Here is a 21,004-nt window from a genome sequence, read left to right on the forward strand (position 1 = left end):
GAAGGGGGGTTTTACTTGGATAAATCGAAACTATTCGTTTCCGACGGCGAAGAACTTCACAATGAAGTTACGTCGAAAGGTCGGGGCGAAGAATTGACAAAAGCAATGAAGCAACACTTTCAAAAATTCCATTCAATGGACGAAATTTTCGACAAGGACATTGAAATTCAAATATTAGAAGAAGAACTTGAAGCGTTGAAGAATCCGAAGAAACCGAACTTTCAACGGCTGCCGACGTTTTCACCGTCTTCGGCTTCAAAATGTGAACGTGAATTGTTTTACAAATTGAAAAAGGAAGACAAGGACGAACAGGTTATGCACCCGTTTCAAAGACGTTGGGTTCGTAATGGTTCGGCGATTCATGCAGCAGTTCAAAAAGATTTGCTTTATGCAGAAGAACATTTGCAGAATCCAAAATTTAAGGTTGAACGAATGGAAGACGGTTCGCCTGCATGGGAACACAATATCAAGGACGTAAAGCCATTCAATTACAAGGGCGTTGACTTTCAAGTTTTCGGAATGATGGACGGAATTCTTGAATACACGCCTGACGGTTCGAAGATTGGATTCGAATTCAAAACGAAATCAACAACGATTGGCGCAATTGGTGATTTTAAAATGAAGGATATTCAACAAGGTCACAAAGAACAGGCGGTTGCTTATTCGCTATTGTTCGACGTTGACGAATTCATTTTCGTTTATGAATCGCTTGCAAAAGATAGTTGGCTGAAGCAGGAAGACGCAAAACACGATATGCGTTATTTCTATTACAAGCCGACCAAAAAAGAGAAACAAGCGTTCCTTGCGAAATGTGCCTTTGTTGCGAAATCGAAGCATAAAGACAAACTTCCTGAAGGTCGATTCCCTGAAAAATGCCTATTTTGTCCGTTCAAGACAATTTGCGAACAAGACGGCGGTACAAACGCCTATGATTCCGAAGCAGTCGAAGCGGAAAAGATTCGCAAAGAAGAAGAAAAGAAACGGAAGGCTGAAGAACGAAAACAAAAGGCGGCGGCAAAACGCAGGGCGAAGAAGCAATGACGGAAATCTTCGTTTTAGGTCTTGACGTTTCAATGAATTCGACAGGTTGGGCGGTACTTGGCGTAAAAGGCGAAGCCGTCCGACTTATTGATTCGGGCATTGTCAAAGCAAATACGAAAAAGGCGCACGGGGAACGCCTGACGAAACAACGGGAAAATTTCGAACAAATCTTGAACGAATATCCAATTGAATACGCCGCAAGGGAAGCAGGATTTTCGCAGCACAAGAAAGCGACGCAAGTTTTGTTCAAGGCTTACGGCGTTGCTGAAGAATATTTTTCGAAAATGGGTCTTGTAGAATACGCCGCTTCAACAATTAAGAAAGTAGTCACAGGAAGTGGAAGGGCTTCGAAAACTGAATTGCAACAAGCAATTGAAGTTGAATTGAATCTTCCCGACGATTTCGAATTTAAGAGCGACGACGAATCTGACGCAATGGGCGTTGCTTTGACGTTGATTGAGAAGAAAAAATTACGAAAGGGGGCGAAATAAATGGCTTTTAAACTAGCACTTGGCGGAGGACACGGCGCAAATACGCCAGGTAAACGAACTCCAAAATTTGATGATGGAACGTATATGAACGAACACGATTTCAATTATCCAACGGCATGTTACGTTGAAGAAAATCTTGTAAACGAATATGAAGACGTTGAAATTGTAAGGGTTGACGACGAAGTTCGTGACGTTCCGTTGATTGAACGGACAAATAAAGCGAATGCGGAAGGTGCTGACGCTTACGTTTCTATTCATGCAAACGCAATGAATTTCACTTGGGGCGAACCCGCACCACGGGGCATTGAAACTTATGCGTATGTATCCGAACCGCCTGAAGCAATGGAACTTGCCGAAAAAGCGCAAGACGAAATGATTGACGCAACGGGTCTTTTCAATCGTGGCGTTAAAACGGCGAACTTTCACGTCCTTCGTGAAACGCACATGAGCGCAATTCTTGTTGAATGTGGGTTTATGGACAACAAAGAAGAAGCCCGTCTTCTAATGTCTGATGAATACCGTCGAACATGTGCAAGGGCGATTACAAACGCTATTGCGGCACAATATGGACTGAAGAAACGTTCCAATCCGAAACCCGCAGCACCAAAACCAACGTATGAAACTTACGTTATTGACGAAAACATTGGAAACTATCGTTTGGAATCAAAAGTTGCTGACCTTCGTTTTTACGTTGAACCTTCATGGGCTGACGCTGACGTTTTCGGAAGGATTGACGAAGGGGTTGGATTCCCGACAATTGTTCGAAAGCTGCAAGTTGGCGACGGTGAACAATACGAAGTTCAAAATTCGGACGGCGCAACGTTCTATATCACGGCGGCTGACGTTTTTGTTCAACTTATTGAAAAGGAAGAAGATGAACCGTGGTTTATTGGAAAAAGGGTAGAATGTAAGGTTGGCAAACTTCGTTTCTATTCACGCCCTTCATGGGATGATTCCGCACTTGCGGGACACGTTACCGAAGGAATCGGTTTCCCGAATATCCTTGATAAATTGACGGTCGGAGCGGGCGAACAATATGAAGTCGCAAATAGTGACGGTGACGTTTTCTATATTACGGCTTCAGACGAATATGTTCGTGTTGAATAGTTCGAATTGAATAAAACACATGCGGCGGGGTTTTCCCCGTCGTTTTTCTTATCTTCAAAAGTCACATTTTAAAACTTATTCGCAACACTTTTATATGAATTTTTTAAGAAAAGGAGGTAACGGGAAAATGGCAAAAATCACTTTATCAAATGAATTCGTTGAATTCGAAAAAGAGAATTTCACACCGCATTGGGGCGAATTAGGTTGGGTCACATATAAGCGAACTTATGCACGTTGGATTGAAGAAAAGGGGCGAAAAGAAGAATGGCACGAAACCGTCAAGCGTGTTGTCGAAGGTAACGTAAATCTTGACCCACGTTTGAAGCACGGTCACGTTCCGCAAAAGGTTTTAAATGAATTACAAAGGGAAGCGCAAGACCTTTATCATTTAATTTACACGATTTCAGGCGTTTCAAGTGGTCGTAACCTTTGGATTTCTGGAACGGAATTCGCCGAACGGAACGGTGACGCCTTAAACAATTGTTGGTTTATTGCCGTTCGACCGCAGGCATACGGCGATAGTCATATTGTTCCGTTCTATGCGAAGAAAGACGACAAACTTGTTTCTATGCCGTTTTCGTTCTTATTCGACCAATCTATGAAAGGCGGCGGCGTTGGGTTTTCCGCAGTTGACGAAAATATGAAACTAATGCCAAAAGTTGACCGTGAAATTGAAACGGTTGTTGTAACGGATAAATCAAACGGTGATTACGACAAACTGATTGAAGCGGGTGCGGTTGATAAAGACGAACACATTCGAAATATGAAAACAACGAAATTTATTGCCTTCAAAGTACCCGACAAACGTGAAGGTTGGGTTGAAGCTGAAGCGTTAGTTATTGATTCACATTTTGAAGAAGCGACTGAAAAAGACATTGAACAAGTCATTATTGACGTTTCAAGTGTACGTGAAGAAGGCGAACCAATCAAAGGATTCGGCGGAATTGCTTCAGGTGCGAAACCGCTTGTTGAATTGCTATTTGCGACAAATAAAATCGTAAATGAAGCGGCAGGTCGTAAACTATCAAGCGTTGAATCAACCGATATTATGAATCTAATCGGAAAAACCGTTGTTGCGGGTAACGTTCGACGCACGGCTGAAATTGCGCTTGGAAGCCCGAATGATTCCGAATTTATTACAATGAAACAAGATACGGAAAAACTAATGTCGCACCGTTGGGCGTCCAATAATTCCGTTATTGTTGACCGTTCCTTTGACGATTATGACGAAATTGCAAATGCGTTAGTTGTCAACGGTGAACCTGCAATTGTGAATATGGAACTTTCGAAAGACTTCGGGCGTATTGTTGACGGTTATCAACCAAACGTTGACCCTGACGTTGAAGGAACGAACCCTTGCGGCGAAATTTCGCTTGCAAACGGTGAACCATGTAATTTATTCGAAGTATTCCCGTTGATTGCCGAACGAAACGGAATTGACGTTGAAGAAGCTTACGCACTTGCGGCACGGTTCGCAAAACGTGTGACTTTCTCATATTACGAATGGGAAGTTTCCCGAAACGTTATTCAAAACAATCGTCGAATTGGCGTTTCAATGTCTGGAATTCAGGATTGGGCGTTGAAAAACTTCGGCGGTCGTCTTGTCGTTGGATTCGAAGAAGATGGAACGGCAATCTTTAATGAAAAGGCGGCAAAACGTGTTGACGAATTATATCAATCTGTTAAACAATCCGACATTGATTATTCGGAACAATTAGGCTGCAACCCTTCCGTTAAATTGACAACCGTTAAGCCAAGCGGAACCGTTTCGAAACTTGCGGGAATGTCTGAAGGCGTACACTTCCATTATGATTCGCACTTAATTCAACGTATTCGTTTCCAAGCGAACGACCCGTTGCTTGTTGCGATTAAATTGGCAGGTTATCACATTGAAGACGACGAATATTCCGCAAATACGAAAGTCGTTGAATTCCTTGTTGAAGCACCTTCCGCCAATGAAGACGGATTTATTGGAGCGGGTGAAGCGTCAATCGAAGAACAATTCGCCAATCAAGCATTTATGCAACGTTATTGGGCGGATAATTCCGTTTCATGCACAATTACGTTCCAAGAACACGAAGGCGACAAAATTGCCGATTTATTCCGTCAATATCGGGATTATACGAAATCAACGTCCTTGCTGCCTTTTGCGGGTCATGGTTTCGTTCAAGCACCGAAAGAACCTATTACGAAAGAAACGTATGAAAACCGCAAAGGACAAATTCGGGGCGACATTCAAGAAATCTTTACCGCTATGAATCAAAGCGACAAAGACGTTGAACTTGTCGGTCAATCGGATTGCGAAAGTGGAAGTTGCCCGATTAAATGATTATTAAAGTTCAGCACAAGGAACAGGTCTTTGACGTCTTAATTGACGTTGAAGACTTCAACCTTATAAGTAAAAGATATACGTCTTTGAAAATACGTTCGGGAAACGGTTATGTTGTCGGATATGTAAAAGGAAGTAACGGTAAACAAGAATATCTTCACCGTTACTTGTCACAACCAAAAGAAAACGAATTTGTTGACCACAGGAATAGAAACAGACTTGACAACAGAAAGAAAAATCTTAGAAACGTAACGCCAAAAAAGAACGCACAAAACCGCAATGTTTCAGGAAGGTCTAAAAGCGGCGTTCGTGGCGTTGAAAAGAATCATAATAATTGGCGTGTTCGTTTCTTTGTTGATGGACAACGAAAGTCATTCGGAAGTTATGAAACAATTGAAGAAGCGGAACAAATTGCAAAAATTAAAATGGGTGAATACGGTTGCTTATAGGGCGTCTTCCTTCGGGAAGGCGTCTTTTTTTATGCCCATATGTCACAAACGAACCAAACAACGCAACACGCTTACGTGAATACAAATAAGGAGGTTTCGCAAATGCAGGAAGCAGCACTTATTGATTTGCAAAAGTATAAAGACGAATTGAAGAAGTTGAAAGCGGGGCGTGAACTTGACGAATTGGTTGCGGCAAATGTTCTTGGATTCAAACGGGGCGCAATTTTCCAAACGGTAAAGCACCCGAAAACAGGAAAGGAAGTCGGTCAAACGAATTGGACGGATTCGAACGGAAGACCTGTTTTTGTTCCGCCTGTTTCCGTTGAAACGCATATTGCAACGGTATTGTTGGAAGACCTGAAGCACGAATTTACTTTCGGTTTCGACGGAAATAAATATTGGATTGACGTCAAAAGAAGTTTATTTCACGGTTCAACGCTTGGCGAAGTTTTTGCGAAAGGTCTTTTATATCAAGTCGAATATGAAAAATACACATTGGGGTGATTGTATGAGTACAATTTTTGTTGCAGTTCGAAAAGATACCGACGTCATAATGACGGGTCAAAAAGGTCAAGCAGCATTTCACGATAAACCTACACTTGGACGTTCTATCGGTTATTCATACCAACATGAAGCGAAGAAAAAGGGCGTAAAAGCTTCGGAACTTTATGACGTTTATGAAATAGACGTTTCGGCGTTGCTTATGTACGGCTATTCAGAAATTATAAAATTTCACGATAAGAGGTGATTGGATGAGCAGACCGCAAGTATTCGAAGAAAAATGTGTTACATGTGAAAAAGTCGTCAATGAAGCACCTGAATATGAAGGTGCAAAGAAATTCGGAAATTGGTATTGCGACAATTGTAAACCAAACAATTATTATATTGTTCTTGTTGACGGTCAAATTTTAATGAAGGAAGGTACAATTCGAAAGTATAAAACACGTAAAGCGGCACAAAGGCACAACGAATTTTTAAAAACGAAGCACGGTCGAAAAGTGGAAATCGGGCGTTTGGCACTTGAACACGTTGAAGAAATATAAGGGGGAATTTCATGCAAGCGAACGAAGCGGTAATTGGACGTTGGGTCGAATGTAACTTCCGCAAGAATATAGAAAAGGGTTTTATAGTCGGGTTCGAAAAGCAGACATTGCGAACACTTGCGAAGGTTGCGGTTCCACGTCTGAAGAAAACTATTCCCTTTCGAATTGAAGCATTGACCGACATTGAAGAAGTAACGTTGAAGCCGCAAGACTTCGACGAAATGATTAATATGGCGATTGATATGAACGACCGACAATGGTTCAACGAACTTTCATTTGCTAAAAACGCATTACTGAATAAATAGGTCGCCCATTTGGGCGGCTTTTTCTTTTTTGGTGTAAATGAAATCAACCTTCGGTGTCACATTCCGCCGTAACGTCGCAACACTTCTTCGTGAAATCAAACGAAGGGGTGAAGCATTTGAAAAACAAATACGAAATTCGTGGCGACGTGACTGTTATCTTTTTGAATTATAAAGGCACGACGACAACAACGACCATTTCAACAAGCGATTTGCAGCGTGTTTCTATGATTTCGGGAAGTTGGTACGCAATGAACGTTGGAACGGCTGACAACGAAAAAGTTTACGTTGGAACGAAAATCGGGGGCGTTACGGTATATTTACATTCGATTATCATGAATAACCCGCCGAAAACAGTCGTTGACCATACGAATCATAATACGCTTGACAATACCCGAAATAATCTTGCAGCAGTTTCTTACGTTGTGAACGGGCAAAACCGAAAGGGCGCACAACGAAACAACAAATCAAGCGGTTTGCGAAATGTTTATCGAAATGGCAGCGGAAATTGGTACGTTCAACTTCACGTCAACGGAAAGGCGATTCACTTCGGGACATACAAAACGAAGGAAGAAGCGAATTCCGTCGCCGAACGTGCAAGGCGGGCGTATTATCACGGAAATGATTATGAAAATATTCAAGAAGGTATGACAAGCAAGGGTTATAAATCAAGATGGGGGGTTTTACAATGATTGTCGATATTCAAAAGCTTCATGAAGACGCAATTATTCCGAAAAACGCATACGAAGGCGACGTTGGAATTGACCTTCATACGATTGACGAAGGAACGTTACTTCCAAACGAACGGGCATTGCTTCGAACAGGTCTTGCGGTTAAACCGCCGAAAGGTTACGAAATGCAAATTCGACCACGAAGCGGATTGGCGTATAAGAAAGGAATCACCGTTCTAAATTCGCCTGCTACTATCGAACCAACCTATCGGGGTGACGTTGGAATCATTTTATATAATGCAGGTCAAGAACCCTTAGAAATTCGAAAAGGCGACCGAATAGCGCAAGCGGTTTTCAAAAAATACGAAGAAACCGTTGAATTCAAGATTGTTGACGAATTAGACGGTACGGAAAGAGGTTCGAACGGCTTCGGTTCAAGCGGCGTATAGAGGTACAAACGTCAATATATGTCAATAGATTTGCTTTTCTATCGGTTGAAATTGGAATATATGTTCGATAGAATCGTAATAGATTGTAACAGAAATGTAATATATCAAAAAATTAAGCAAAGGGGTCTTCGTAACTATGGACTTTACTGAAATTATCTTTATTGAAGATGAAAATGAAAATGAACAGGAAGAAATCGACGACGGGAAAGTTGATTTCATTATGGAGATAATTGACGAAGACGACCAAGAAAAGGGGGCGTAATAATGGAAACAAAGGTAAACGTACTTGATAAAGGATATGTAAAACTTGAAACAAATAACGTTATGGGTGACGATTTATCGCCCGTAAATGACGCAAAGGTTTCGTTCGACCGTGAATCCGACGAATTTGGCGATAAGGAAGGGCGTCTTCTTGATTTCTTAGGTCGTGAGGGGCATACAAGCCCCTTTCGTCATTCGTTCCTGAAATTCGAAATTCATGCGCCTTTAATGGTCGCCCGACAATGGTGGAAATACGTGATTGGCAGCGACCACGCTGAACAACCGTTGCGAAATCAAGACCCTCACGAAGCGTGGAACGAATCAAGCCGCCGTTATGTTACGGAAAGCGTTGAATTCTATATTGTCGAAGCTGACGAATGGCGTTCCGCACCTGAAAACCGAAAGCAAGGGTCGGGCGAACCGTTACCGCTTGAACAAGGCGAAAAGCTTACGGAAGAATTAATTCGAAACTATGAAGAAGGTCATAGACGTTATCAAGAAGCGATTGAAGCGGGCGTTGCGGTCGAACAGGCACGATTGTTTTTACCTGCTTACGGCTTATATGTACGTTGGCGTTGGGCGGGAAGTTTACAAGGCGTTTGTCACTTCTTAAACCAACGTTTGGCAGGCGACGCACAAAGCGAAATTCGTGAATACGCTGAAGCGGTTCACACATTGTCGAAGCAGCATTTCCCAAATGCGATTGACGCATTAGTTCGAAATTGATATAGTATTCTCGTAAACATTTCGTAACGTAAACATCTGGAAGGGGTTGGAACGTATGAAAATATTTTGGTGGACGTTTTGTTCAATTGCGGTGCTTTCAGGCGCAACATGGGCGTTTATAACGTTTGGTGAATTCGATTTTCAAACTGAAGAAATAAGTAAAGAACAAAAACAAACTATGAAAGAGGTCAACGAACCGACCGAACAAAAAGAAATCAAAGCGGTTGAAGACGAAAAGAAATTGTTAGACGAATTTGCTTTCCAAGACGAACTTCACGCTATGACGCACCAAAAGGTGGAAGCTGAAAAGAAGTGGGGCGACGAACAGATTACGCCCAAAAAGATTGACGAAATGCTTGGAATTTTAATGGCGGTCAAACAATCGGATAATATGGAATATAAACATTTTGATTTCTATTGGGAAGCGTTGAATAAATGGGATAAGGGAAATTTCGATAATGCTGTTATTGTTCACAATAGAATTTGGAATTTGCAAAATGGAACGATTGGCAAGGCGACAGGGTTCTTGTCTCACGAAGAAGAAGAAGAATATATTGCGGAAAACTTTTGATTGGCGGCTTTTATAGTCGTCAATTTTTTTTTTTTGAATAATTTCGGTAAACATGTTGACGTATATACATAATTCGTCGTATAATAAAGTTAGTTCAAAAGGGAAGCCGCTTCAAGCGGAACACGCCAAGACGCCGAAAGGTTGAGCGGTCGAGATTGACGCCAAGCGAAGCAGTAACCCAACCAATACATAATTTGAAAGGGGAAGATAACATGAAACATTATGAAATTTATCAAAACGGGGTAGTATTCGAAGGGAATTACATTGAATTAGACGACAAGGAATTCGCTGAAGTTATCGAATCACTTGCGGCGAAAGTTAAAAAGGGCGAACGTACCGCTGAAATCATGGAGGACTTCGAAACTAGCAAATTAGTCATTTCTGACGAAATGGGCGATTTTGAAGTTATTCAATGGACGAATAAATTCTTCGAAGGTGAATCCGTTACTTTTTACGATTTCGCTGACGACGAAGTTTTAAAAACATATAAACGTGAATCAAGCGCAGTCAAGTTTTGTGAAAGGCAAAATAAGGCGTGGAAATACTTCGCAGTATAAAGGGCGGCTTCGGTCGCCTATAACGTAAACAAGTTTACAAGATTACGAAGGCGGGTGAAATTCCCGCCAACCAAATCAAAGCGAAAAGGGGAATGAAAAATGACAACATTCATTATCGAACTTAAAGGTGCGAACGGAAAAGCGGTCAAGGAATACGAAGCAGTAAACCGAAAGGAAGCGTTGGAAAAAGCACTTGACGACGGTGCGCTTGTCATTACGGAAATTGCTGAAGGGGGTGTCGCATAATGGATTTCGCTTCATTACATAAAGAAAAACGTCAACTTGATTATGCGAAAGCATGGGTTCAACTTCGCCCGAATAACGAAAATACGAAAGAACTTCAGAAATTCAAAAAGGAAATAAAACAAAATCGACGAAAAACAATCGCTGTTTAATTGGCGGTTGTTTTCTTTTTGGTGTCACATGTGAAGGATTTCACGCAACACTTTTATTTGAGAAGTAAAGACGAAAGGGGGTCTTAAAATGGGAATCAAAAACGGTGAATTAGAAGTTAAAATTGCGATTTGCGGGAAATTACGAAGCGGAAAAAACGAAGTTGCGGATACATTGACCGACTATTTCCGATTTACACAATTCGCTTTTTCAAACGGAATTAAGGAAGTCGGCAAATTGTTATTCCCAAACGAATTCAATCGCAGGGAAAAACCCCGTCAATTGCTGCAACGTTTGGGGCAAAAGCTTCGTGAAGTTCATCCGAACATTTGGGTCAACTATACATTTAACGAAATGGACGAAGTTGGAGCGAAAAGGATTGTCGTTACTGATTTACGCCAACCGAACGAATTGGAAGCGTTGAAGGAAGACGGTTTTCATATTATTAGGGTCAACGCAACGGACGAAACCCGCCTGAAGCGTTCAAGGGAAGCGGGCGACGATTTCACGTTGAAAGATATGCAGCATGAAACCGAATTGCACGTTGATAGTTTCGAAGTCGATTACGACATTGATAATAACGGCACACTTGCGGATTTGGACGAACAAACGCTTAAAATTGCGAACGAAATATTCTTCCGTGAAAAAGGTTTACAACATTACAAGAAAGGGGCGCAAAATGCAGGGGGTCAAACGTAATGCAAGAATCAAAATTCGAAAAGGAATATCCGCTTGAAACGCCTTCGGGCGTGTATGCGCTATTTGAAGATTATTTTTACGTGAAAGTTTCGGCATACGACAAAAGCGACTTTGACGCAATTGACTTGTTGATAGATTTCGAAATTGCGTTCAATCAAATCGGAACAACGCTTCGTCAACGTGAAGCAATCTATTACGTTTTCGTGAAAGACCTGACGCAAAGGGAAGCGGCTGAAAAAATGGGAATTACGCAACAAGCTGTTCATCAATTGGTTTGGAACGTTATCAATAAAGTATCGGCGCAATACCGTTCGGATATGTACGGCGTTCAAGGAGGTTTTACAACATGACGAAAGGCACAAAACTTTTCAATTTACGACTGTATGAAGATTTTTATGACGGAATGTTTTCGAATAGCAGCTTCAAAGAAGTTTTCGAAACGCAAGTAAACAAATTGATTGCGTTGCAAATCGAAAAGGACGTTCCGCCGCCGATACAATGGCGCATTTATGCTTGCGATTGTATGATTTCGGCTTACGTCAACCAAACAGGGGAAACGCCTGACGGTCGCCAAGTTCACCGATTGGCGAACTGGTTGTTGCTTGACGAATTGGCTGACAATCACCCTGACAAAGTAACCCGTGAAGAATTTCCGATTATGACAAAACGCCAATTGCGTACAAGATATACAAGGGAAACGGCTGACGAAAATATTCCTGAAACGCACACGGAACAAAAATATTTAGGTGGAAAGAAACAATCGAATTACAACAAATCTGAATGAGTTGTCACAAACGCATAATTCTTCGCAACACCCTTTCGTGAAATCAAAACGAAAGGGGATTTTTATTTTGCGAAAAAAGCAACCTGAAAAATTGTCTTGGAAGGAATTCCTGATTGAACCGATAACTTTGGCGTTCATTGGTATAGGTGAAGGCTTATCGAAAATCATTGGTTTTTGGGAATGCGACGATTGCGGAAATATCCATTCACCAAGAACAAGGAAATACGGTGTTTCAATGGGCGCAACCAATTCGAAAACCATTTGTTCTAATTGCGCTCACAAACGCCGTATTTCAACCGAAACACGAAAAATTCATTCCGAACTGTCACAAATGTTCAAGCGGTAGCAACACGTTTATTTGAAATTAAAAAATTTAGGAAGGTGATTGAATGGCAAAACAAAACATTCGCAAGCAGTTAAATAAGGTAACGCAGGAATCGCAGCAGCATTTGAACCAATTCCGTAAAACGAAAGAACTTCTTGAAGGTGCGAACCAACAATTGACGTCAACAATCGAAGACATTGACGCCGAAATTGAAGTATTAAAGCAACACAAAGCGGGTGCAATGTCGCAGTTGGCGGATAATGAGGGCGCAATAAAAGGAATAAATCGTTTGTTGGACGGCGGTCAATAGATGGTTGACGAAATTGGTCATGGTGTTAAACGACAAGGTTGTAATCTTGGCGGAATTGGCGAAGCAATTCGTTTCGAAAATAACAATTCAGGGGGTTACGAAATGATAAAAACTGAAACGAAACTTGTAAGCGAAATCGAACGAAAGAAAAACGAAATTCACGACTTGGAACGCCGTCTTGAACAAAAAAGAAATTCACCAAAAGCAAAACGTGAACGTGCGGTTAAATTGGCGGAAGAATTTATTGTAAAACGTAACATGATATTTCGAAGGTGTGGGCAAGTTACGGTCGCAGTCGATACGAATTATGACCTTGTATCTGAAATAGGTAGCGAAGACATTGGCATTAGTCGTTATAATCCTAGAGTTCCTTTCGGTAGAAATATTTCAAGAAACGATAAAATCGAAATGGCGTTAGCAGGTTACGACGCATTAAAAGAAAACCCGCCGAATGAAATCGCCAATTACTATCATTTTTAGGAAGGTGTTTATATGAGTAATAAAATTTGGGGAATTCTTTCTATTATAGCGGGCGTACTTTTTGGAATTGATTTGATAAACCTTATTCAAGGTGACGTTGTATCACAATTCAGTTTAGGTTTGGCACTTTCATATACTTCGCTTGTTCTAATATTCGGCGGTGTAGCGAAGCTTACTGAATAATTTCACGGTGGGAAGGCGCACAAACGCATAAGTGGCGTAATTGACAAAGGGGTTCGTCAACGTGGGGCGGTTGGTTGCCGTTCTTCTATCAAACTATTAAATGTGAGGTGTTTATATAATGGATAACGAAATGAATCAAATGCTTGCGAAACTTGAAATGCTTTCAAACTTGGCGGAATTGAATTCGCAGCTTGGAGCGGCAAACGGCGACAAGCAGCAGGAAAGCGAAGTGTTCGAAAACTTCCTTTATAAAATGAAAGATAAAGCGGAAGCGGGCGACCCTGCCGCAAAAATGACCATTGTTGAACTTATGAAACTTGTCGGAGAAGCGAAAGAAGAACACAAGGCGGAACAACAAAAGAAGAAATCCGACGGTTCGAACGTTGTGAGTTTTGACGATTACAAGAAAAGCAATGACGGCGGCGACCCGTTCTTTCATTAATACGAAATTTCGTCCTTCTAAAAAGAAGGGCGATTTTTTTTTTATGAAATTTATTATTCGGTGTCACATAACCCCTTTACGTCGCAACACGTTTGATTGAAACAAGCGAAAGGGGTTTTGACAATGCTTAAATTTATCGAAAGCAAAACGGAACAAACGAAGCAGTTTGAACGCTTCCTTGTAAAGCGTCAACAAACGTCGCCACGTACTTCGAAATTCATGGGGTATCAAATTCAAGATTTTCTTGAAAGCGGAATGACCCCGAAAGCGTACTTGGCGGCAATCGAAGAAAACGAAAGAGAATTCGAAACATTCCTTTCAACATTCAGGCACTATCACGAATTTATCGCAAATCAGTATTTTGACGGGCTTCACAAAAAACGTTGGGAAGTTTGTGCGAAGTACGCAAAAGGGGGCGAAAAATAATGGAACTATTAGATGTACGAACGAATATTCAACCAAACGCAATTATGTTTTCGCATACCGACCTTGACGGAATCGGTTGCGGCATTCTTTTCAAAGGCGCAATCGGCAGCGAATCCGAAGTTTACTATTGTAATTACGGTGATATTGACGACGTTATTCAACGTTCAATCGAAAACATTCGTAAACGTCGGGAAGACCGACCGCAAATCATCATTTCCGACTTAGGTATTTCGGAAGAAACCGCAAGAATCGTTGACAATTACGAAGGCGATAAAATTTTACTTGACCATCACGGCACGAACGAATGGCTTGGCGAAAAATATTCGTGGGCGATTATCGACGAACAGGAAAGCGGAACATTGCTTGTTTACCATTATTTGAATGTTCCTTCGAAATACGAAGAATTCGCAATCATGGTTGACGATTATGACCGTTGGATTCATGCGAACCCTGATTCGAAACAATTGAACCGATTGTTCTTCGTTATGGGAATCAATCGTTTTGAAGAAAGGTGTCTTGAACGTTTACGACCAACGGAATTTGACGACGTTGACAAGTTACTTCTTGAAATTGAAGAAGAAAACCTTGAACGTCATATCGAACGAGCGGGAAAGTATATGACAACACATCCAATGTTCGGTGATAAACAAATTGGTGTTTTATTCGCCGACCGTTACCAATCGGAAACAGGGCATGAATTGTTGAATCAATTTGACGTTGAAGTTGTCGCAATGATTGACCCGAATACGAAAAAAGTTTCGTTACGAAGCAATCCGAAATTCGACGTCGGTTCCGTTGCAAAACGTCTTGGCGGCGGAGGTCACAAGAACGCAGCAGGCGTTGAATTCAATTATAAAGATGTTACGGATTTCCACGGGTCAAAATATCCGTTGTATGGCGTAAAAGACGCTATTGACGAAGCGAAATATTCGTTGGCTGCAAAAGTAAACATTCATCATACAAGAATTGAAACGGAAGCAGTTTCGAAAATGTTGAATCAAAGGAGCGGTCAATAATGAAAACAATTTATCGAATTGAAAACGAAGAAACAATGCACGGAATGTGGTATCGGCTTGACGGAACATTTGACCCGTTCATTAATCGTTTAACGGAAGGAATATCGAAGTCGCTTCCAATGGAATTTGACGAAAGGTATTCGAAGGGCGGTCGTAAATGGTTTAGCGGTTGCGGCAACCGAAAGCAAATGCAAAGTTGGTTTAGCACGAAAGACGCACTTGAATTGTTCAAGAGCGGATACCGACTTTTCGAATTCAAATCGAATCAATTTGTCGAAGAAGAATTTCAAACGATTTTTACCCGTGAAGGAATTATTGAGAAAAGAGAAATTTCACTTGATACGTTGTGGGATATAAAGGGGGCTGCAATATGAGATTTTCAGAAATGAACAAACGCCAATTGAAAGACGCACGGGACGAACTTCAAAAACGTTTATACCCAACACTTGGAACGACAAGGGTTTCGGAATTGAGCGACAATAGTGTTTTTCTTGACGGCGGTTATTTGCCCGCAAGGTTTGTTGCGGATAACACAGGCGGAACTTTGTACGTTTGGGGTCGTGGTTCACGTCATTCAGGGGCGGAAATGTCGGTTCACGAACTTCAAAAAGCTGAATTAATCATTCGTCAATTCTATATTGAATGTATTCAGGTATAAATCAAACAGAATCGGGGCGTCACGTTTTCTTTCGCCCCTTTTGAATACTTTTAATCATGTAAACAAATAAACAGCGCACAAAGACGCATAGGAGGTTTTTATCTTATGGATAAATTAAAGGAAATTCGTGATACAAAAACGTTACTTCAAACAGGGTTGGACATGGTTCAAGCTGCCGAAGATAAACTTGATAGATTGGAATTCACGCTTGAAAGTGAACGCCGCAAACAAGTTGAAGCTGAACGTCAGGAACAAGAAGCAAACGAAATCGACGAATTGTTTCAGATTTACAACAAGAAACCTTCTCCAAACTTCGCAAGGAAAACCGTAATCGAACAGGCGAAGGATTACGTTTCAAATAAAATCGGTTTTGGTGAAATTGCCTTCGGTATTTTAAGGACGAAACCTGAATTTATTGTCAATAGAGAAAAGCGAACGGTTGTTGTTTTGCTTCGTGGTTTTAAATCGGGTATTGTCCGTCGTCGTGGAGTTGCGAAAGCCGCACCTGAAGACGTGTTCAACGTTCACATTGGAAAAGCTATCGCACTTCAAAAAGCACTTGGCAAAGTAATTTCGTATGAATTCGCATATGCGCCACAACCTGAAGAAGCTGAAGTCGGTGACGTTGTTCGTTGGATTGAACCTTACAACAAAGTTTGTACTTTAACAGAAAGGGCGTCCCATGTTGACGATATGGGGCAAGGAAAAGCGTTTTATCATACGCACGATAACGGTTGGCTTGGCGAAGATTGTTTCAATGTTATCGACGACACAAAAGAAGAACACGAAGGGGGCGAATAATATGGACTTTTTATCGGTTGTTTTGAAATATGTACGTGAAGAATACGGGCAGCTTGAAGAAGGTGACGAAATTGCGATTGTCTTAAATGACGCCGTTGTTTCCGTATCACTTGAGGACGCCACGCTTGGCGTTCGGGTGATTGCAGGCGAACCCGACCGATTGGACATTTCAACGGGTCTTATTGCGGAAGGTGATAACGAATGAAATACCGTAAAAAGCCCGTCGTAATTGAAGCCGTTCAATGGAAAGGTGATAATTGGAACGACATTTGTGATTTTGTTGGTATTCCGACAAACGGTCAAGGAAAGTTTGGTGCAAACGGTGAAATGGAAATTGCGATTTGGACGTTAGAAGGCGAAATGACCGCTTCAATTGGTGATTATATTATAAAAGGCGTTCAAGGCGAATTTTACCCTTGTAAACCTGATATTTTCGAATCAACCTATGATTCTATTGAACAAGGTGACGACAATGGAACGGACGGTTGAACAATTGGAAATGAATTTTGAAGATAGACTTGAACGTCGGCTTGACGTCGGGAAATCGGTAAAAGTTATCGAACCCGACGAATCCGTTCAAGTGGTCGAAGATTATGCGTATCTGAAGAAGTTTCAAGGGCTGCAAGGAATCGTTAGGAAAATCGAAAAGAGCGAAAGCGGAAACGTTTCTTTCGTTGTTGATTTTGAAAAAGCAGGCGAAGGAATTTTTTACGAAACTGAATTGAAACTATTGTCACGTTAGGAAATTGAACAATTGAATATTAGCGAAATCATTCGCAATTTATTCCAATAGGAGGGGTACTTTTGACGACAACGGTTATTGCATGGGCGGTTTGGTCGCTTTCTCAAATATCTGTTTTCGGAGTATCCCTTTATTTGTTGATAAGTGGTATTCGAAATTATCATTCGAAAAAGGTGCGGTCATTGTTTTATTCTGGTTTCGCAGGTTTCGGAATTATATCGGTTATCTATCAACTTATGAAGGTAGGGATACTTTAAAAGGGGGTTATTGTATGAAGAAATTATTCGCAACATTATTTGCGGCAGGAATTGCGTTCGGCGGTACAAGTGTCGTTTCCGCATATACGGTTGAAAAAGGTGATACGCTTGGCGATATTGCATTTCAACATGGCGTTGAGGTTGGCGACATTGCTGAAGCGAATCCAACGATTGAAAACGTCAATTTGATTTATCCGAATCAGGAAATCGAAATTCCAAACGTAGGACAGGCGAAAGAGGTTGTAAAACAACCGCCAACGAAAACCGATTATGAGTTGACGGAAGAAACGTTTGACGTATTCGCAAGGCTTGTAAATGCTGAAGCAAAAGACGAATCTTTCGAAGGTAAAGTCGCAGTTGCGAAAGTCGTATTGAATCGGGTGGAATCAGATGGATTTCCGAATACCATACAAGGCGTTATCTTCCAAGAAGGTCAATTCACACCTGTTTTAAACGGTGCTATTTATGAAGATAGTTCCGAAGCAGCACGGAAAGCCGTTCGGGTTGCGTTGAACGGTGGCGGTGACGTAAACGGGGCGTTGTTCTTCTATGCGCCTGCATTGGTTGATTCGGCTTTCATGGAATCGCTGAATACCGTGAAAGTTATCGGCGGTCACGTATTTAAAAAGTAATAATGAAAGAACGGACGTCTTCCTTCGGGAGGGCGTCTTTTTTGTTATATAACAGATTTTCGAATCCATGTGTCACATACGAGAGGTTCGCCGCAACACGTTTCGTTGAGGTGAACCAATATGCAAACGTTAAAGGATATTGACAATTATATTGCGGAAGTTGAAAAAGGATTACAATTTGAAGCGAAAGACGGCATGAAAACTTGCACCGTTTGTTTTGAAACGAAAGGAATAAACGATTTTCATAAACTTAATACAAAAAACTCCAAAGATGGTCTTCGTTCAGAATGTAAAGAATGTCGAAAACAAAAACGAAAAACAAAAGATTTTTTCACGGAATTCAATGTTAAAGGTTATGGAGTTGTCCATTTGAAACGTTTCAAAAGTCAAAAAGGAGATGTTTCTTGGTTTATTGAAAAAGAAGGTGGAGAATTAGTCGGAAAACGTTGCTCGGTTTGTGTAAAAGTAAAAATAAAGTGTGATTATAATAAAGATAAATGTGGTTTTGGTGGTACAGAAAACGCTTGTCGTAAGTGTCGAGGACAGTATTCACAAAAATGGTATGAAACAAAAAAATCTAACCCCGAATTTTTAAGAATTAAACGACAACGTGATTCAAATTGGAGAAAACAAAATCCCGATAAAGCAAGGGTTATATCGAGAAAATATCAACAGAACAATGCTTCACTATGTAAAGAAAGAAGACAAAAATCATACAGAAAAGCTTACGCAGAAAACCCTGCAAAATTTGCCGCAAAACAAGCAAAACGAAAAGCAATGGAACGGAACCTTCCTTTCGACAATAAATTCGGGAAAACAGGCTATGAAGGCGTCCTAGCACGTTTTGACGGTCGTTGTGCGTTGACAGGCGATAAGGTTGAAGGCAATTCGAACCATCTTGACCATGTAATTCCTTTGTCGATTGGACACGGCGGAACTTACGTCGGAAATTGTATTCCTTTACGTGGTGACTTAAATCTTTCGAAAAACGACCGAAACCTTTTCGAATGGTTTTATGAAAATAAAGAACGATTCAACTTATCGCAGGAACGATTTGACGACCTTATTCTTTATTTGGCGATTCATAACAATATGACGCCCGAAGAATACCGTGATTTCGTTTATTGGTGCTTCGATAGCAAACGAACAGTCGAACAGGCAGCGCAAGACAAACGGCTTTCAAGCGAAATTTGGAAGCAGCGTAATCAATAAGTTTGTACGTTCCGTGTCAAAAAGAAATTCTGACGAATGTCACAAATAACGATTCCGTAACAACACCCTTTCGTGAAGAAAACGAAGGGGGTTTTTATTTGAAGGAAATTATCGAAATCAAAGCCGTTGTTGAATTGCGTGAAGAAGACGAACATGCGGTCGAAGAAATGTCTGACGAAAAGGTAAACGAAGTAATTGAATGGCAAAAAGAAGAATTAGAAAAATTGCTTCGAAATGAAGGCGAAGGAAAAATTACTTTCGAAAAGATGGACATTCGCCTTGAAAGGAATGATAAATAATGTTTCGAAATTGGTATTGTCCCGATTGTCGCAGTCATTTACGAAGGTTTGGTGACGTGAAAAGACGAACCGAATTCATGGGTCTTTATACGGCTTATTGGTATATTTGTTTGAATTGCGGTTCACGAAATGCAATGCCGTTCAAAACGTATTTGAAAGTTAAAGCTTCGGAAGGGGCGATTGAATGACTAACGTTGAACGTGTGAAAGATTTAATAGATAAATTGAACCGTTCCGTTATTGACGGTGATTTAACAAATGCTTCGAAATGCTGCAATCAGATAATTGAAATTGTTGAAGAACTTGAACGTTCAAATGAACGAAAGGGTGCGGTATAATGAAAGATTTTATTTTGTGGATTGCGTCACCTTTCGTGATATTGGCGTTACTGAAGACATTTTATTTGTTATCTTTCGAAATTATTGCGTTTATATTTCCGAATGCAACGCTTGAAGCTATTGACTTTTCAAGTTGGTTGATAGGTTTGTTCATGGTATTTGTAACAGTTGTTGCATTGTTGAACATTCTTACGGATGAATAAGGGGGCGTTTAAATGAACGAAGCTATTGAAAAATATTTAGTCGGAAAACGAATCAAATCAATTGAATGTAACGGAACGGTCGTAGTAATCGAAGCTTATGAAGAAGGTGATTCCGAAGATACATTCAGATTGACAGGTGACTTGCTTCACTTTGGTTTTGACGACGCCGAACTTCATTATCGTCTTGAAAAACGTGAAGTCACGGTTGAATATGAAGAAATTTATTCGGACACGTAAAGGGGGTTATTGAATGAGTTTTCCAACATTGACGTTTGTTTTAATTATTACGGAAACAAAAGAAGAAGCGGACGCAATCAACCGAAAAATGCCTGACCCTTATACGTTGGGAAATATGAAGGTTGAAGCGAAATCAGTTGGAACGATAATTTGCGGATTACGGTTCAAGACGACCCGTCCAACGGTCATAATCGAAAAATATACGTCTTGGAACGAATGGGTTGAGAAATGGCGTAATGAAGTTTTAGTTCCTTGCGCCGATAAAAACGCAACATTTTTATAGTTACGTGTCACAAACGAATTAGTAACGCGCAACACCTTTTCGTGAAATCAAACGAAAGGGTGTATTTTTATGCGTAAAGATATGAAGATAATAGAAGAAAGTGATACGAAAATTGTTGGAACTCACGGGAAAATAAACGTAACACTTCGTTCGAACGTTCCAAGTAAAGAAGCACTTAAACGGACGAATGACCGTATCAACCAAATTGCTAAAAAATATGTTTAGGTCGCCATTCTTGGCGGCTTTTTCTTTTATCCTTACTTATGGCTTTTTGCAAGAAGACCATTG

At 40.8% G+C, this 21,004-nt stretch carries 42 protein-coding genes; all 42 read left to right on the plus strand.

All coding sequences use genetic code 11. The features are described from left to right. The first annotated feature begins 15 nt into the window (after positions 1 to 15). The 42 genes from G6R08_RS21015 to G6R08_RS21215 all read left to right on the plus strand — a co-directional run bounded on the left by G6R08_RS21015 (position 16) and on the right by G6R08_RS21215 (position 20,941). On the plus strand, positions 16 to 1,041 hold the full coding sequence (locus tag G6R08_RS21015) for a hypothetical protein (protein WP_205439447.1): 1,026 nt from the start codon (positions 16 to 18) through the stop codon (positions 1,039 to 1,041). Further along, complete coding sequence (locus tag G6R08_RS21020) at positions 1,038 to 1,532, plus strand: crossover junction endodeoxyribonuclease RuvC (protein ID WP_163530923.1); 495 nt, start codon at positions 1,038 to 1,040, stop codon at positions 1,530 to 1,532. The genes G6R08_RS21015 and G6R08_RS21020 overlap by 4 nt, the downstream gene beginning before the upstream one ends. Then, positions 1,533 to 2,639 (plus strand): N-acetylmuramoyl-L-alanine amidase family protein, encoded by a 1,107-nt coding sequence (locus G6R08_RS21025; protein ID WP_163530925.1) that lies wholly within the window; start codon positions 1,533 to 1,535, stop codon positions 2,637 to 2,639. It abuts the gene before it with no gap. A 127-nt stretch (positions 2,640 to 2,766) separates the two neighbouring features. After that, a complete protein-coding gene (gene nrdJ, locus G6R08_RS21030; protein WP_205439448.1) occupies positions 2,767 to 4,968 on the plus strand; it encodes a ribonucleoside-triphosphate reductase, adenosylcobalamin-dependent in 2,202 nt (733 codons plus the stop codon). Then, the gene (locus tag G6R08_RS21035) at positions 4,965 to 5,417 is read left to right on the plus strand and encodes an HNH endonuclease (protein WP_163530929.1); all 453 of its coding nucleotides are present in this window, start codon (positions 4,965 to 4,967) and stop codon (positions 5,415 to 5,417) included. Before nrdJ ends, G6R08_RS21035 begins: the two co-directional genes overlap by 4 nt. Positions 5,418 to 5,519: 102 nt before the next feature. Then, on the plus strand, positions 5,520 to 5,921 hold the full coding sequence (locus G6R08_RS21040; protein WP_163530931.1) for a hypothetical protein: 402 nt from the start codon (positions 5,520 to 5,522) through the stop codon (positions 5,919 to 5,921). A 4-nt stretch (positions 5,922 to 5,925) separates the two neighbouring features. After that, complete coding sequence (locus G6R08_RS21045) at positions 5,926 to 6,165, plus strand: hypothetical protein (RefSeq protein ID WP_163530933.1); 240 nt, start codon at positions 5,926 to 5,928, stop codon at positions 6,163 to 6,165. A 4-nt stretch (positions 6,166 to 6,169) separates the two neighbouring features. Continuing rightward, on the plus strand, positions 6,170 to 6,460 hold the full coding sequence (locus G6R08_RS21050; RefSeq protein ID WP_163530935.1) for a hypothetical protein: 291 nt from the start codon (positions 6,170 to 6,172) through the stop codon (positions 6,458 to 6,460). Positions 6,461 to 6,471: 11 nt separating this feature from the next. After that, positions 6,472 to 6,765, plus strand: coding sequence for a hypothetical protein (locus G6R08_RS21055; RefSeq protein ID WP_163530937.1), 294 nt, complete (start codon positions 6,472 to 6,474; stop codon positions 6,763 to 6,765). Between the two features lie 116 nt (positions 6,766 to 6,881). Beyond that, positions 6,882 to 7,454: a hypothetical protein gene (locus G6R08_RS21060; RefSeq protein ID WP_163530940.1), complete on the plus strand. Its 573-nt coding sequence runs from the start codon at positions 6,882 to 6,884 to the stop codon at positions 7,452 to 7,454. Beyond that, positions 7,451 to 7,882 carry a dUTP diphosphatase gene (gene dut / locus G6R08_RS21065; protein WP_163530941.1) on the plus strand — a complete coding sequence of 144 codons (432 nt, stop codon included), beginning with the start codon at positions 7,451 to 7,453 and terminating at the stop codon, positions 7,880 to 7,882. The genes G6R08_RS21060 and dut overlap by 4 nt, the downstream gene beginning before the upstream one ends. 136 nt (positions 7,883 to 8,018) lie before the next feature. Next, on the plus strand, positions 8,019 to 8,144 hold the full coding sequence (locus tag G6R08_RS22320) for a hypothetical protein (RefSeq protein ID WP_275897943.1): 126 nt from the start codon (positions 8,019 to 8,021) through the stop codon (positions 8,142 to 8,144). A 2-nt stretch (positions 8,145 to 8,146) separates the two neighbouring features. After that, positions 8,147 to 8,869 carry an FAD-dependent thymidylate synthase gene (locus G6R08_RS21070; RefSeq protein ID WP_163530943.1) on the plus strand — a complete coding sequence of 241 codons (723 nt, stop codon included), beginning with the start codon at positions 8,147 to 8,149 and terminating at the stop codon, positions 8,867 to 8,869. A gap of 55 nt (positions 8,870 to 8,924) precedes the next feature. Further along, positions 8,925 to 9,440, plus strand: a complete 516-nt coding sequence (locus G6R08_RS21075) for a DUF6241 domain-containing protein (protein ID WP_163530945.1) — start codon at positions 8,925 to 8,927, stop codon at positions 9,438 to 9,440. 212 nt (positions 9,441 to 9,652) lie between these two features. Continuing rightward, complete coding sequence (locus tag G6R08_RS21080) at positions 9,653 to 9,997, plus strand: hypothetical protein (protein WP_163530947.1); 345 nt, start codon at positions 9,653 to 9,655, stop codon at positions 9,995 to 9,997. A gap of 99 nt (positions 9,998 to 10,096) precedes the next feature. After that, positions 10,097 to 10,243, plus strand: a complete 147-nt coding sequence (locus G6R08_RS21085; protein WP_163530949.1) for a hypothetical protein — start codon at positions 10,097 to 10,099, stop codon at positions 10,241 to 10,243. Beyond that, complete coding sequence (locus G6R08_RS21090; RefSeq protein ID WP_163530951.1) at positions 10,243 to 10,392, plus strand: hypothetical protein; 150 nt, start codon at positions 10,243 to 10,245, stop codon at positions 10,390 to 10,392. The genes G6R08_RS21085 and G6R08_RS21090 overlap by 1 nt, the downstream gene beginning before the upstream one ends. An 88-nt stretch (positions 10,393 to 10,480) precedes the next feature. Continuing rightward, complete coding sequence (locus tag G6R08_RS21095) at positions 10,481 to 11,089, plus strand: deoxynucleotide monophosphate kinase family protein (protein ID WP_205439450.1); 609 nt, start codon at positions 10,481 to 10,483, stop codon at positions 11,087 to 11,089. Beyond that, a complete protein-coding gene (locus tag G6R08_RS21100; RefSeq protein ID WP_163530953.1) occupies positions 11,089 to 11,439 on the plus strand; it encodes a sigma factor-like helix-turn-helix DNA-binding protein in 351 nt (116 codons plus the stop codon). The genes G6R08_RS21095 and G6R08_RS21100 overlap by 1 nt, the downstream gene beginning before the upstream one ends. Next, positions 11,436 to 11,873 (plus strand): hypothetical protein, encoded by a 438-nt coding sequence (locus tag G6R08_RS21105; protein WP_163530955.1) that lies wholly within the window; start codon positions 11,436 to 11,438, stop codon positions 11,871 to 11,873. Before G6R08_RS21100 ends, G6R08_RS21105 begins: the two co-directional genes overlap by 4 nt. 67 nt (positions 11,874 to 11,940) lie before the next feature. Beyond that, positions 11,941 to 12,219 carry a hypothetical protein gene (locus tag G6R08_RS21110; protein WP_163530956.1) on the plus strand — a complete coding sequence of 93 codons (279 nt, stop codon included), beginning with the start codon at positions 11,941 to 11,943 and terminating at the stop codon, positions 12,217 to 12,219. Between the two features lie 43 nt (positions 12,220 to 12,262). After that, the gene (locus tag G6R08_RS21115; protein WP_163530958.1) at positions 12,263 to 12,508 is read left to right on the plus strand and encodes a hypothetical protein; all 246 of its coding nucleotides are present in this window, start codon (positions 12,263 to 12,265) and stop codon (positions 12,506 to 12,508) included. Further along, positions 12,509 to 12,988 (plus strand): hypothetical protein, encoded by a 480-nt coding sequence (locus G6R08_RS21120; protein WP_163530961.1) that lies wholly within the window; start codon positions 12,509 to 12,511, stop codon positions 12,986 to 12,988. It abuts the gene before it with no gap. A gap of 12 nt (positions 12,989 to 13,000) precedes the next feature. After that, positions 13,001 to 13,171 carry a hypothetical protein gene (locus G6R08_RS21125; protein WP_163530964.1) on the plus strand — a complete coding sequence of 57 codons (171 nt, stop codon included), beginning with the start codon at positions 13,001 to 13,003 and terminating at the stop codon, positions 13,169 to 13,171. A 118-nt stretch (positions 13,172 to 13,289) separates the two neighbouring features. Continuing rightward, the gene (locus G6R08_RS21130; RefSeq protein ID WP_163530966.1) at positions 13,290 to 13,613 is read left to right on the plus strand and encodes a hypothetical protein; all 324 of its coding nucleotides are present in this window, start codon (positions 13,290 to 13,292) and stop codon (positions 13,611 to 13,613) included. Between the two features lie 123 nt (positions 13,614 to 13,736). After that, a complete protein-coding gene (locus tag G6R08_RS21135; RefSeq protein WP_163530968.1) occupies positions 13,737 to 14,039 on the plus strand; it encodes a hypothetical protein in 303 nt (100 codons plus the stop codon). After that, entirely contained in the window at positions 14,039 to 15,055 is a 1,017-nt protein-coding gene (locus G6R08_RS21140) for a DHH family phosphoesterase (protein ID WP_163530970.1), read from the plus strand. The genes G6R08_RS21135 and G6R08_RS21140 overlap by 1 nt, the downstream gene beginning before the upstream one ends. Further along, positions 15,055 to 15,429 carry a hypothetical protein gene (locus tag G6R08_RS21145; RefSeq protein WP_163530972.1) on the plus strand — a complete coding sequence of 125 codons (375 nt, stop codon included), beginning with the start codon at positions 15,055 to 15,057 and terminating at the stop codon, positions 15,427 to 15,429. Before G6R08_RS21140 ends, G6R08_RS21145 begins: the two co-directional genes overlap by 1 nt. Next, a complete protein-coding gene (locus G6R08_RS21150; protein WP_163530974.1) occupies positions 15,426 to 15,713 on the plus strand; it encodes a hypothetical protein in 288 nt (95 codons plus the stop codon). The genes G6R08_RS21145 and G6R08_RS21150 overlap by 4 nt, the downstream gene beginning before the upstream one ends. Before the next feature lie 105 nt (positions 15,714 to 15,818). Further along, entirely contained in the window at positions 15,819 to 16,514 is a 696-nt protein-coding gene (locus G6R08_RS21155) for a hypothetical protein (protein WP_163530976.1), read from the plus strand. A 1-nt stretch (position 16,515) separates the two neighbouring features. Further along, the gene (locus tag G6R08_RS21160; RefSeq protein WP_163530978.1) at positions 16,516 to 16,719 is read left to right on the plus strand and encodes a hypothetical protein; all 204 of its coding nucleotides are present in this window, start codon (positions 16,516 to 16,518) and stop codon (positions 16,717 to 16,719) included. Further along, on the plus strand, positions 16,716 to 17,003 hold the full coding sequence (locus G6R08_RS21165) for a hypothetical protein (protein WP_163530980.1): 288 nt from the start codon (positions 16,716 to 16,718) through the stop codon (positions 17,001 to 17,003). Before G6R08_RS21160 ends, G6R08_RS21165 begins: the two co-directional genes overlap by 4 nt. Then, entirely contained in the window at positions 16,987 to 17,256 is a 270-nt protein-coding gene (locus G6R08_RS21170) for a hypothetical protein (RefSeq protein ID WP_163530982.1), read from the plus strand. The genes G6R08_RS21165 and G6R08_RS21170 overlap by 17 nt, the downstream gene beginning before the upstream one ends. A gap of 62 nt (positions 17,257 to 17,318) precedes the next feature. Beyond that, complete coding sequence (locus G6R08_RS21175) at positions 17,319 to 17,513, plus strand: hypothetical protein (protein ID WP_163530984.1); 195 nt, start codon at positions 17,319 to 17,321, stop codon at positions 17,511 to 17,513. Between the two features lie 14 nt (positions 17,514 to 17,527). Next, on the plus strand, positions 17,528 to 18,145 hold the full coding sequence (locus G6R08_RS21180) for a cell wall hydrolase (protein ID WP_163530986.1): 618 nt from the start codon (positions 17,528 to 17,530) through the stop codon (positions 18,143 to 18,145). Positions 18,146 to 18,265: 120 nt separating this feature from the next. Further along, positions 18,266 to 19,357: an HNH endonuclease gene (locus G6R08_RS21185; protein ID WP_163530988.1), complete on the plus strand. Its 1,092-nt coding sequence runs from the start codon at positions 18,266 to 18,268 to the stop codon at positions 19,355 to 19,357. Positions 19,358 to 19,455: 98 nt separating this feature from the next. Next, entirely contained in the window at positions 19,456 to 19,656 is a 201-nt protein-coding gene (locus G6R08_RS21190; RefSeq protein ID WP_163530990.1) for a hypothetical protein, read from the plus strand. Positions 19,657 to 19,840: 184 nt separating this feature from the next. After that, positions 19,841 to 19,993 (plus strand): hypothetical protein, encoded by a 153-nt coding sequence (locus G6R08_RS21195; RefSeq protein ID WP_163530991.1) that lies wholly within the window; start codon positions 19,841 to 19,843, stop codon positions 19,991 to 19,993. Next, a complete protein-coding gene (locus G6R08_RS21200) occupies positions 19,993 to 20,196 on the plus strand; it encodes a hypothetical protein (protein ID WP_163530993.1) in 204 nt (67 codons plus the stop codon). The genes G6R08_RS21195 and G6R08_RS21200 overlap by 1 nt, the downstream gene beginning before the upstream one ends. A 12-nt stretch (positions 20,197 to 20,208) precedes the next feature. After that, positions 20,209 to 20,433, plus strand: coding sequence for a hypothetical protein (locus tag G6R08_RS21205; RefSeq protein ID WP_163530995.1), 225 nt, complete (start codon positions 20,209 to 20,211; stop codon positions 20,431 to 20,433). A gap of 13 nt (positions 20,434 to 20,446) precedes the next feature. Beyond that, positions 20,447 to 20,716 (plus strand): hypothetical protein, encoded by a 270-nt coding sequence (locus G6R08_RS21210; protein ID WP_163530997.1) that lies wholly within the window; start codon positions 20,447 to 20,449, stop codon positions 20,714 to 20,716. A 69-nt stretch (positions 20,717 to 20,785) separates the two neighbouring features. Then, positions 20,786 to 20,941 carry a hypothetical protein gene (locus G6R08_RS21215; protein ID WP_163530998.1) on the plus strand — a complete coding sequence of 52 codons (156 nt, stop codon included), beginning with the start codon at positions 20,786 to 20,788 and terminating at the stop codon, positions 20,939 to 20,941. Positions 20,942 to 21,004: the final 63 nt, after the last annotated feature.

The organism is Halobacillus ihumii, from assembly GCF_902726645.1.
Taxonomy (GTDB): domain Bacteria; phylum Bacillota; class Bacilli; order Bacillales; family Halobacillaceae; genus Halobacillus_A; species Halobacillus_A ihumii.

Excerpts from the sequence above, each read along its gene's own strand:
- G6R08_RS21195 (WP_163530991.1), top strand. The coding sequence starts at position 19,841 with ATGACTAACGTTGAACGTGTGAAAGATTTAATAGATAAATTGAACCGT.
- G6R08_RS21070 (WP_163530943.1), top strand. The coding sequence starts at position 8,147 with ATGGAAACAAAGGTAAACGTACTTGATAAAGGATATGTAAAACTTGAA.
- G6R08_RS21050 (WP_163530935.1), top strand. The coding sequence starts at position 6,170 with ATGAGCAGACCGCAAGTATTCGAAGAAAAATGTGTTACATGTGAAAAA.
- G6R08_RS21170 (WP_163530982.1), top strand. The coding sequence starts at position 16,987 with ATGGAACGGACGGTTGAACAATTGGAAATGAATTTTGAAGATAGACTT.
- dut (WP_163530941.1), top strand. The coding sequence starts at position 7,451 with ATGATTGTCGATATTCAAAAGCTTCATGAAGACGCAATTATTCCGAAA.
- G6R08_RS21155 (WP_163530976.1), top strand. The coding sequence starts at position 15,819 with ATGGATAAATTAAAGGAAATTCGTGATACAAAAACGTTACTTCAAACA.
- G6R08_RS21025 (WP_163530925.1), top strand. The coding sequence starts at position 1,533 with ATGGCTTTTAAACTAGCACTTGGCGGAGGACACGGCGCAAATACGCCA.
- G6R08_RS21115 (WP_163530958.1), top strand. The coding sequence starts at position 12,263 with ATGGCAAAACAAAACATTCGCAAGCAGTTAAATAAGGTAACGCAGGAA.
- G6R08_RS21130 (WP_163530966.1), top strand. The coding sequence starts at position 13,290 with ATGGATAACGAAATGAATCAAATGCTTGCGAAACTTGAAATGCTTTCA.
- G6R08_RS21045 (WP_163530933.1), top strand. The coding sequence starts at position 5,926 with ATGAGTACAATTTTTGTTGCAGTTCGAAAAGATACCGACGTCATAATG.
- G6R08_RS21185 (WP_163530988.1), top strand. The coding sequence starts at position 18,266 with ATGCAAACGTTAAAGGATATTGACAATTATATTGCGGAAGTTGAAAAA.
- G6R08_RS21165 (WP_163530980.1), top strand. The coding sequence starts at position 16,716 with ATGAAATACCGTAAAAAGCCCGTCGTAATTGAAGCCGTTCAATGGAAA.
- G6R08_RS21160 (WP_163530978.1), top strand. The coding sequence starts at position 16,516 with ATGGACTTTTTATCGGTTGTTTTGAAATATGTACGTGAAGAATACGGG.
- G6R08_RS21020 (WP_163530923.1), top strand. The coding sequence starts at position 1,038 with ATGACGGAAATCTTCGTTTTAGGTCTTGACGTTTCAATGAATTCGACA.
- G6R08_RS21120 (WP_163530961.1), top strand. The coding sequence starts at position 12,509 with ATGGTTGACGAAATTGGTCATGGTGTTAAACGACAAGGTTGTAATCTT.
- G6R08_RS21145 (WP_163530972.1), top strand. The coding sequence starts at position 15,055 with ATGAAAACAATTTATCGAATTGAAAACGAAGAAACAATGCACGGAATG.
- G6R08_RS21150 (WP_163530974.1), top strand. The coding sequence starts at position 15,426 with ATGAGATTTTCAGAAATGAACAAACGCCAATTGAAAGACGCACGGGAC.
- G6R08_RS21055 (WP_163530937.1), top strand. The coding sequence starts at position 6,472 with ATGCAAGCGAACGAAGCGGTAATTGGACGTTGGGTCGAATGTAACTTC.
- G6R08_RS21140 (WP_163530970.1), top strand. The coding sequence starts at position 14,039 with ATGGAACTATTAGATGTACGAACGAATATTCAACCAAACGCAATTATG.
- G6R08_RS22320 (WP_275897943.1), top strand. The coding sequence starts at position 8,019 with ATGGACTTTACTGAAATTATCTTTATTGAAGATGAAAATGAAAATGAA.
- G6R08_RS21075 (WP_163530945.1), top strand. The coding sequence starts at position 8,925 with ATGAAAATATTTTGGTGGACGTTTTGTTCAATTGCGGTGCTTTCAGGC.
- G6R08_RS21040 (WP_163530931.1), top strand. The coding sequence starts at position 5,520 with ATGCAGGAAGCAGCACTTATTGATTTGCAAAAGTATAAAGACGAATTG.
- G6R08_RS21180 (WP_163530986.1), top strand. The coding sequence starts at position 17,528 with ATGAAGAAATTATTCGCAACATTATTTGCGGCAGGAATTGCGTTCGGC.
- G6R08_RS21135 (WP_163530968.1), top strand. The coding sequence starts at position 13,737 with ATGCTTAAATTTATCGAAAGCAAAACGGAACAAACGAAGCAGTTTGAA.
- G6R08_RS21100 (WP_163530953.1), top strand. The coding sequence starts at position 11,089 with ATGCAAGAATCAAAATTCGAAAAGGAATATCCGCTTGAAACGCCTTCG.
- G6R08_RS21035 (WP_163530929.1), top strand. The coding sequence starts at position 4,965 with ATGATTATTAAAGTTCAGCACAAGGAACAGGTCTTTGACGTCTTAATT.
- G6R08_RS21205 (WP_163530995.1), top strand. The coding sequence starts at position 20,209 with ATGAACGAAGCTATTGAAAAATATTTAGTCGGAAAACGAATCAAATCA.
- nrdJ (WP_205439448.1), top strand. The coding sequence starts at position 2,767 with ATGGCAAAAATCACTTTATCAAATGAATTCGTTGAATTCGAAAAAGAG.
- G6R08_RS21085 (WP_163530949.1), top strand. The coding sequence starts at position 10,097 with ATGACAACATTCATTATCGAACTTAAAGGTGCGAACGGAAAAGCGGTC.
- G6R08_RS21080 (WP_163530947.1), top strand. The coding sequence starts at position 9,653 with ATGAAACATTATGAAATTTATCAAAACGGGGTAGTATTCGAAGGGAAT.
- G6R08_RS21200 (WP_163530993.1), top strand. The coding sequence starts at position 19,993 with ATGAAAGATTTTATTTTGTGGATTGCGTCACCTTTCGTGATATTGGCG.
- G6R08_RS21210 (WP_163530997.1), top strand. The coding sequence starts at position 20,447 with ATGAGTTTTCCAACATTGACGTTTGTTTTAATTATTACGGAAACAAAA.
- G6R08_RS21125 (WP_163530964.1), top strand. The coding sequence starts at position 13,001 with ATGAGTAATAAAATTTGGGGAATTCTTTCTATTATAGCGGGCGTACTT.
- G6R08_RS21105 (WP_163530955.1), top strand. The coding sequence starts at position 11,436 with ATGACGAAAGGCACAAAACTTTTCAATTTACGACTGTATGAAGATTTT.
- G6R08_RS21095 (WP_205439450.1), top strand. The coding sequence starts at position 10,481 with ATGGGAATCAAAAACGGTGAATTAGAAGTTAAAATTGCGATTTGCGGG.
- G6R08_RS21090 (WP_163530951.1), top strand. The coding sequence starts at position 10,243 with ATGGATTTCGCTTCATTACATAAAGAAAAACGTCAACTTGATTATGCG.
- G6R08_RS21215 (WP_163530998.1), top strand. The coding sequence starts at position 20,786 with ATGCGTAAAGATATGAAGATAATAGAAGAAAGTGATACGAAAATTGTT.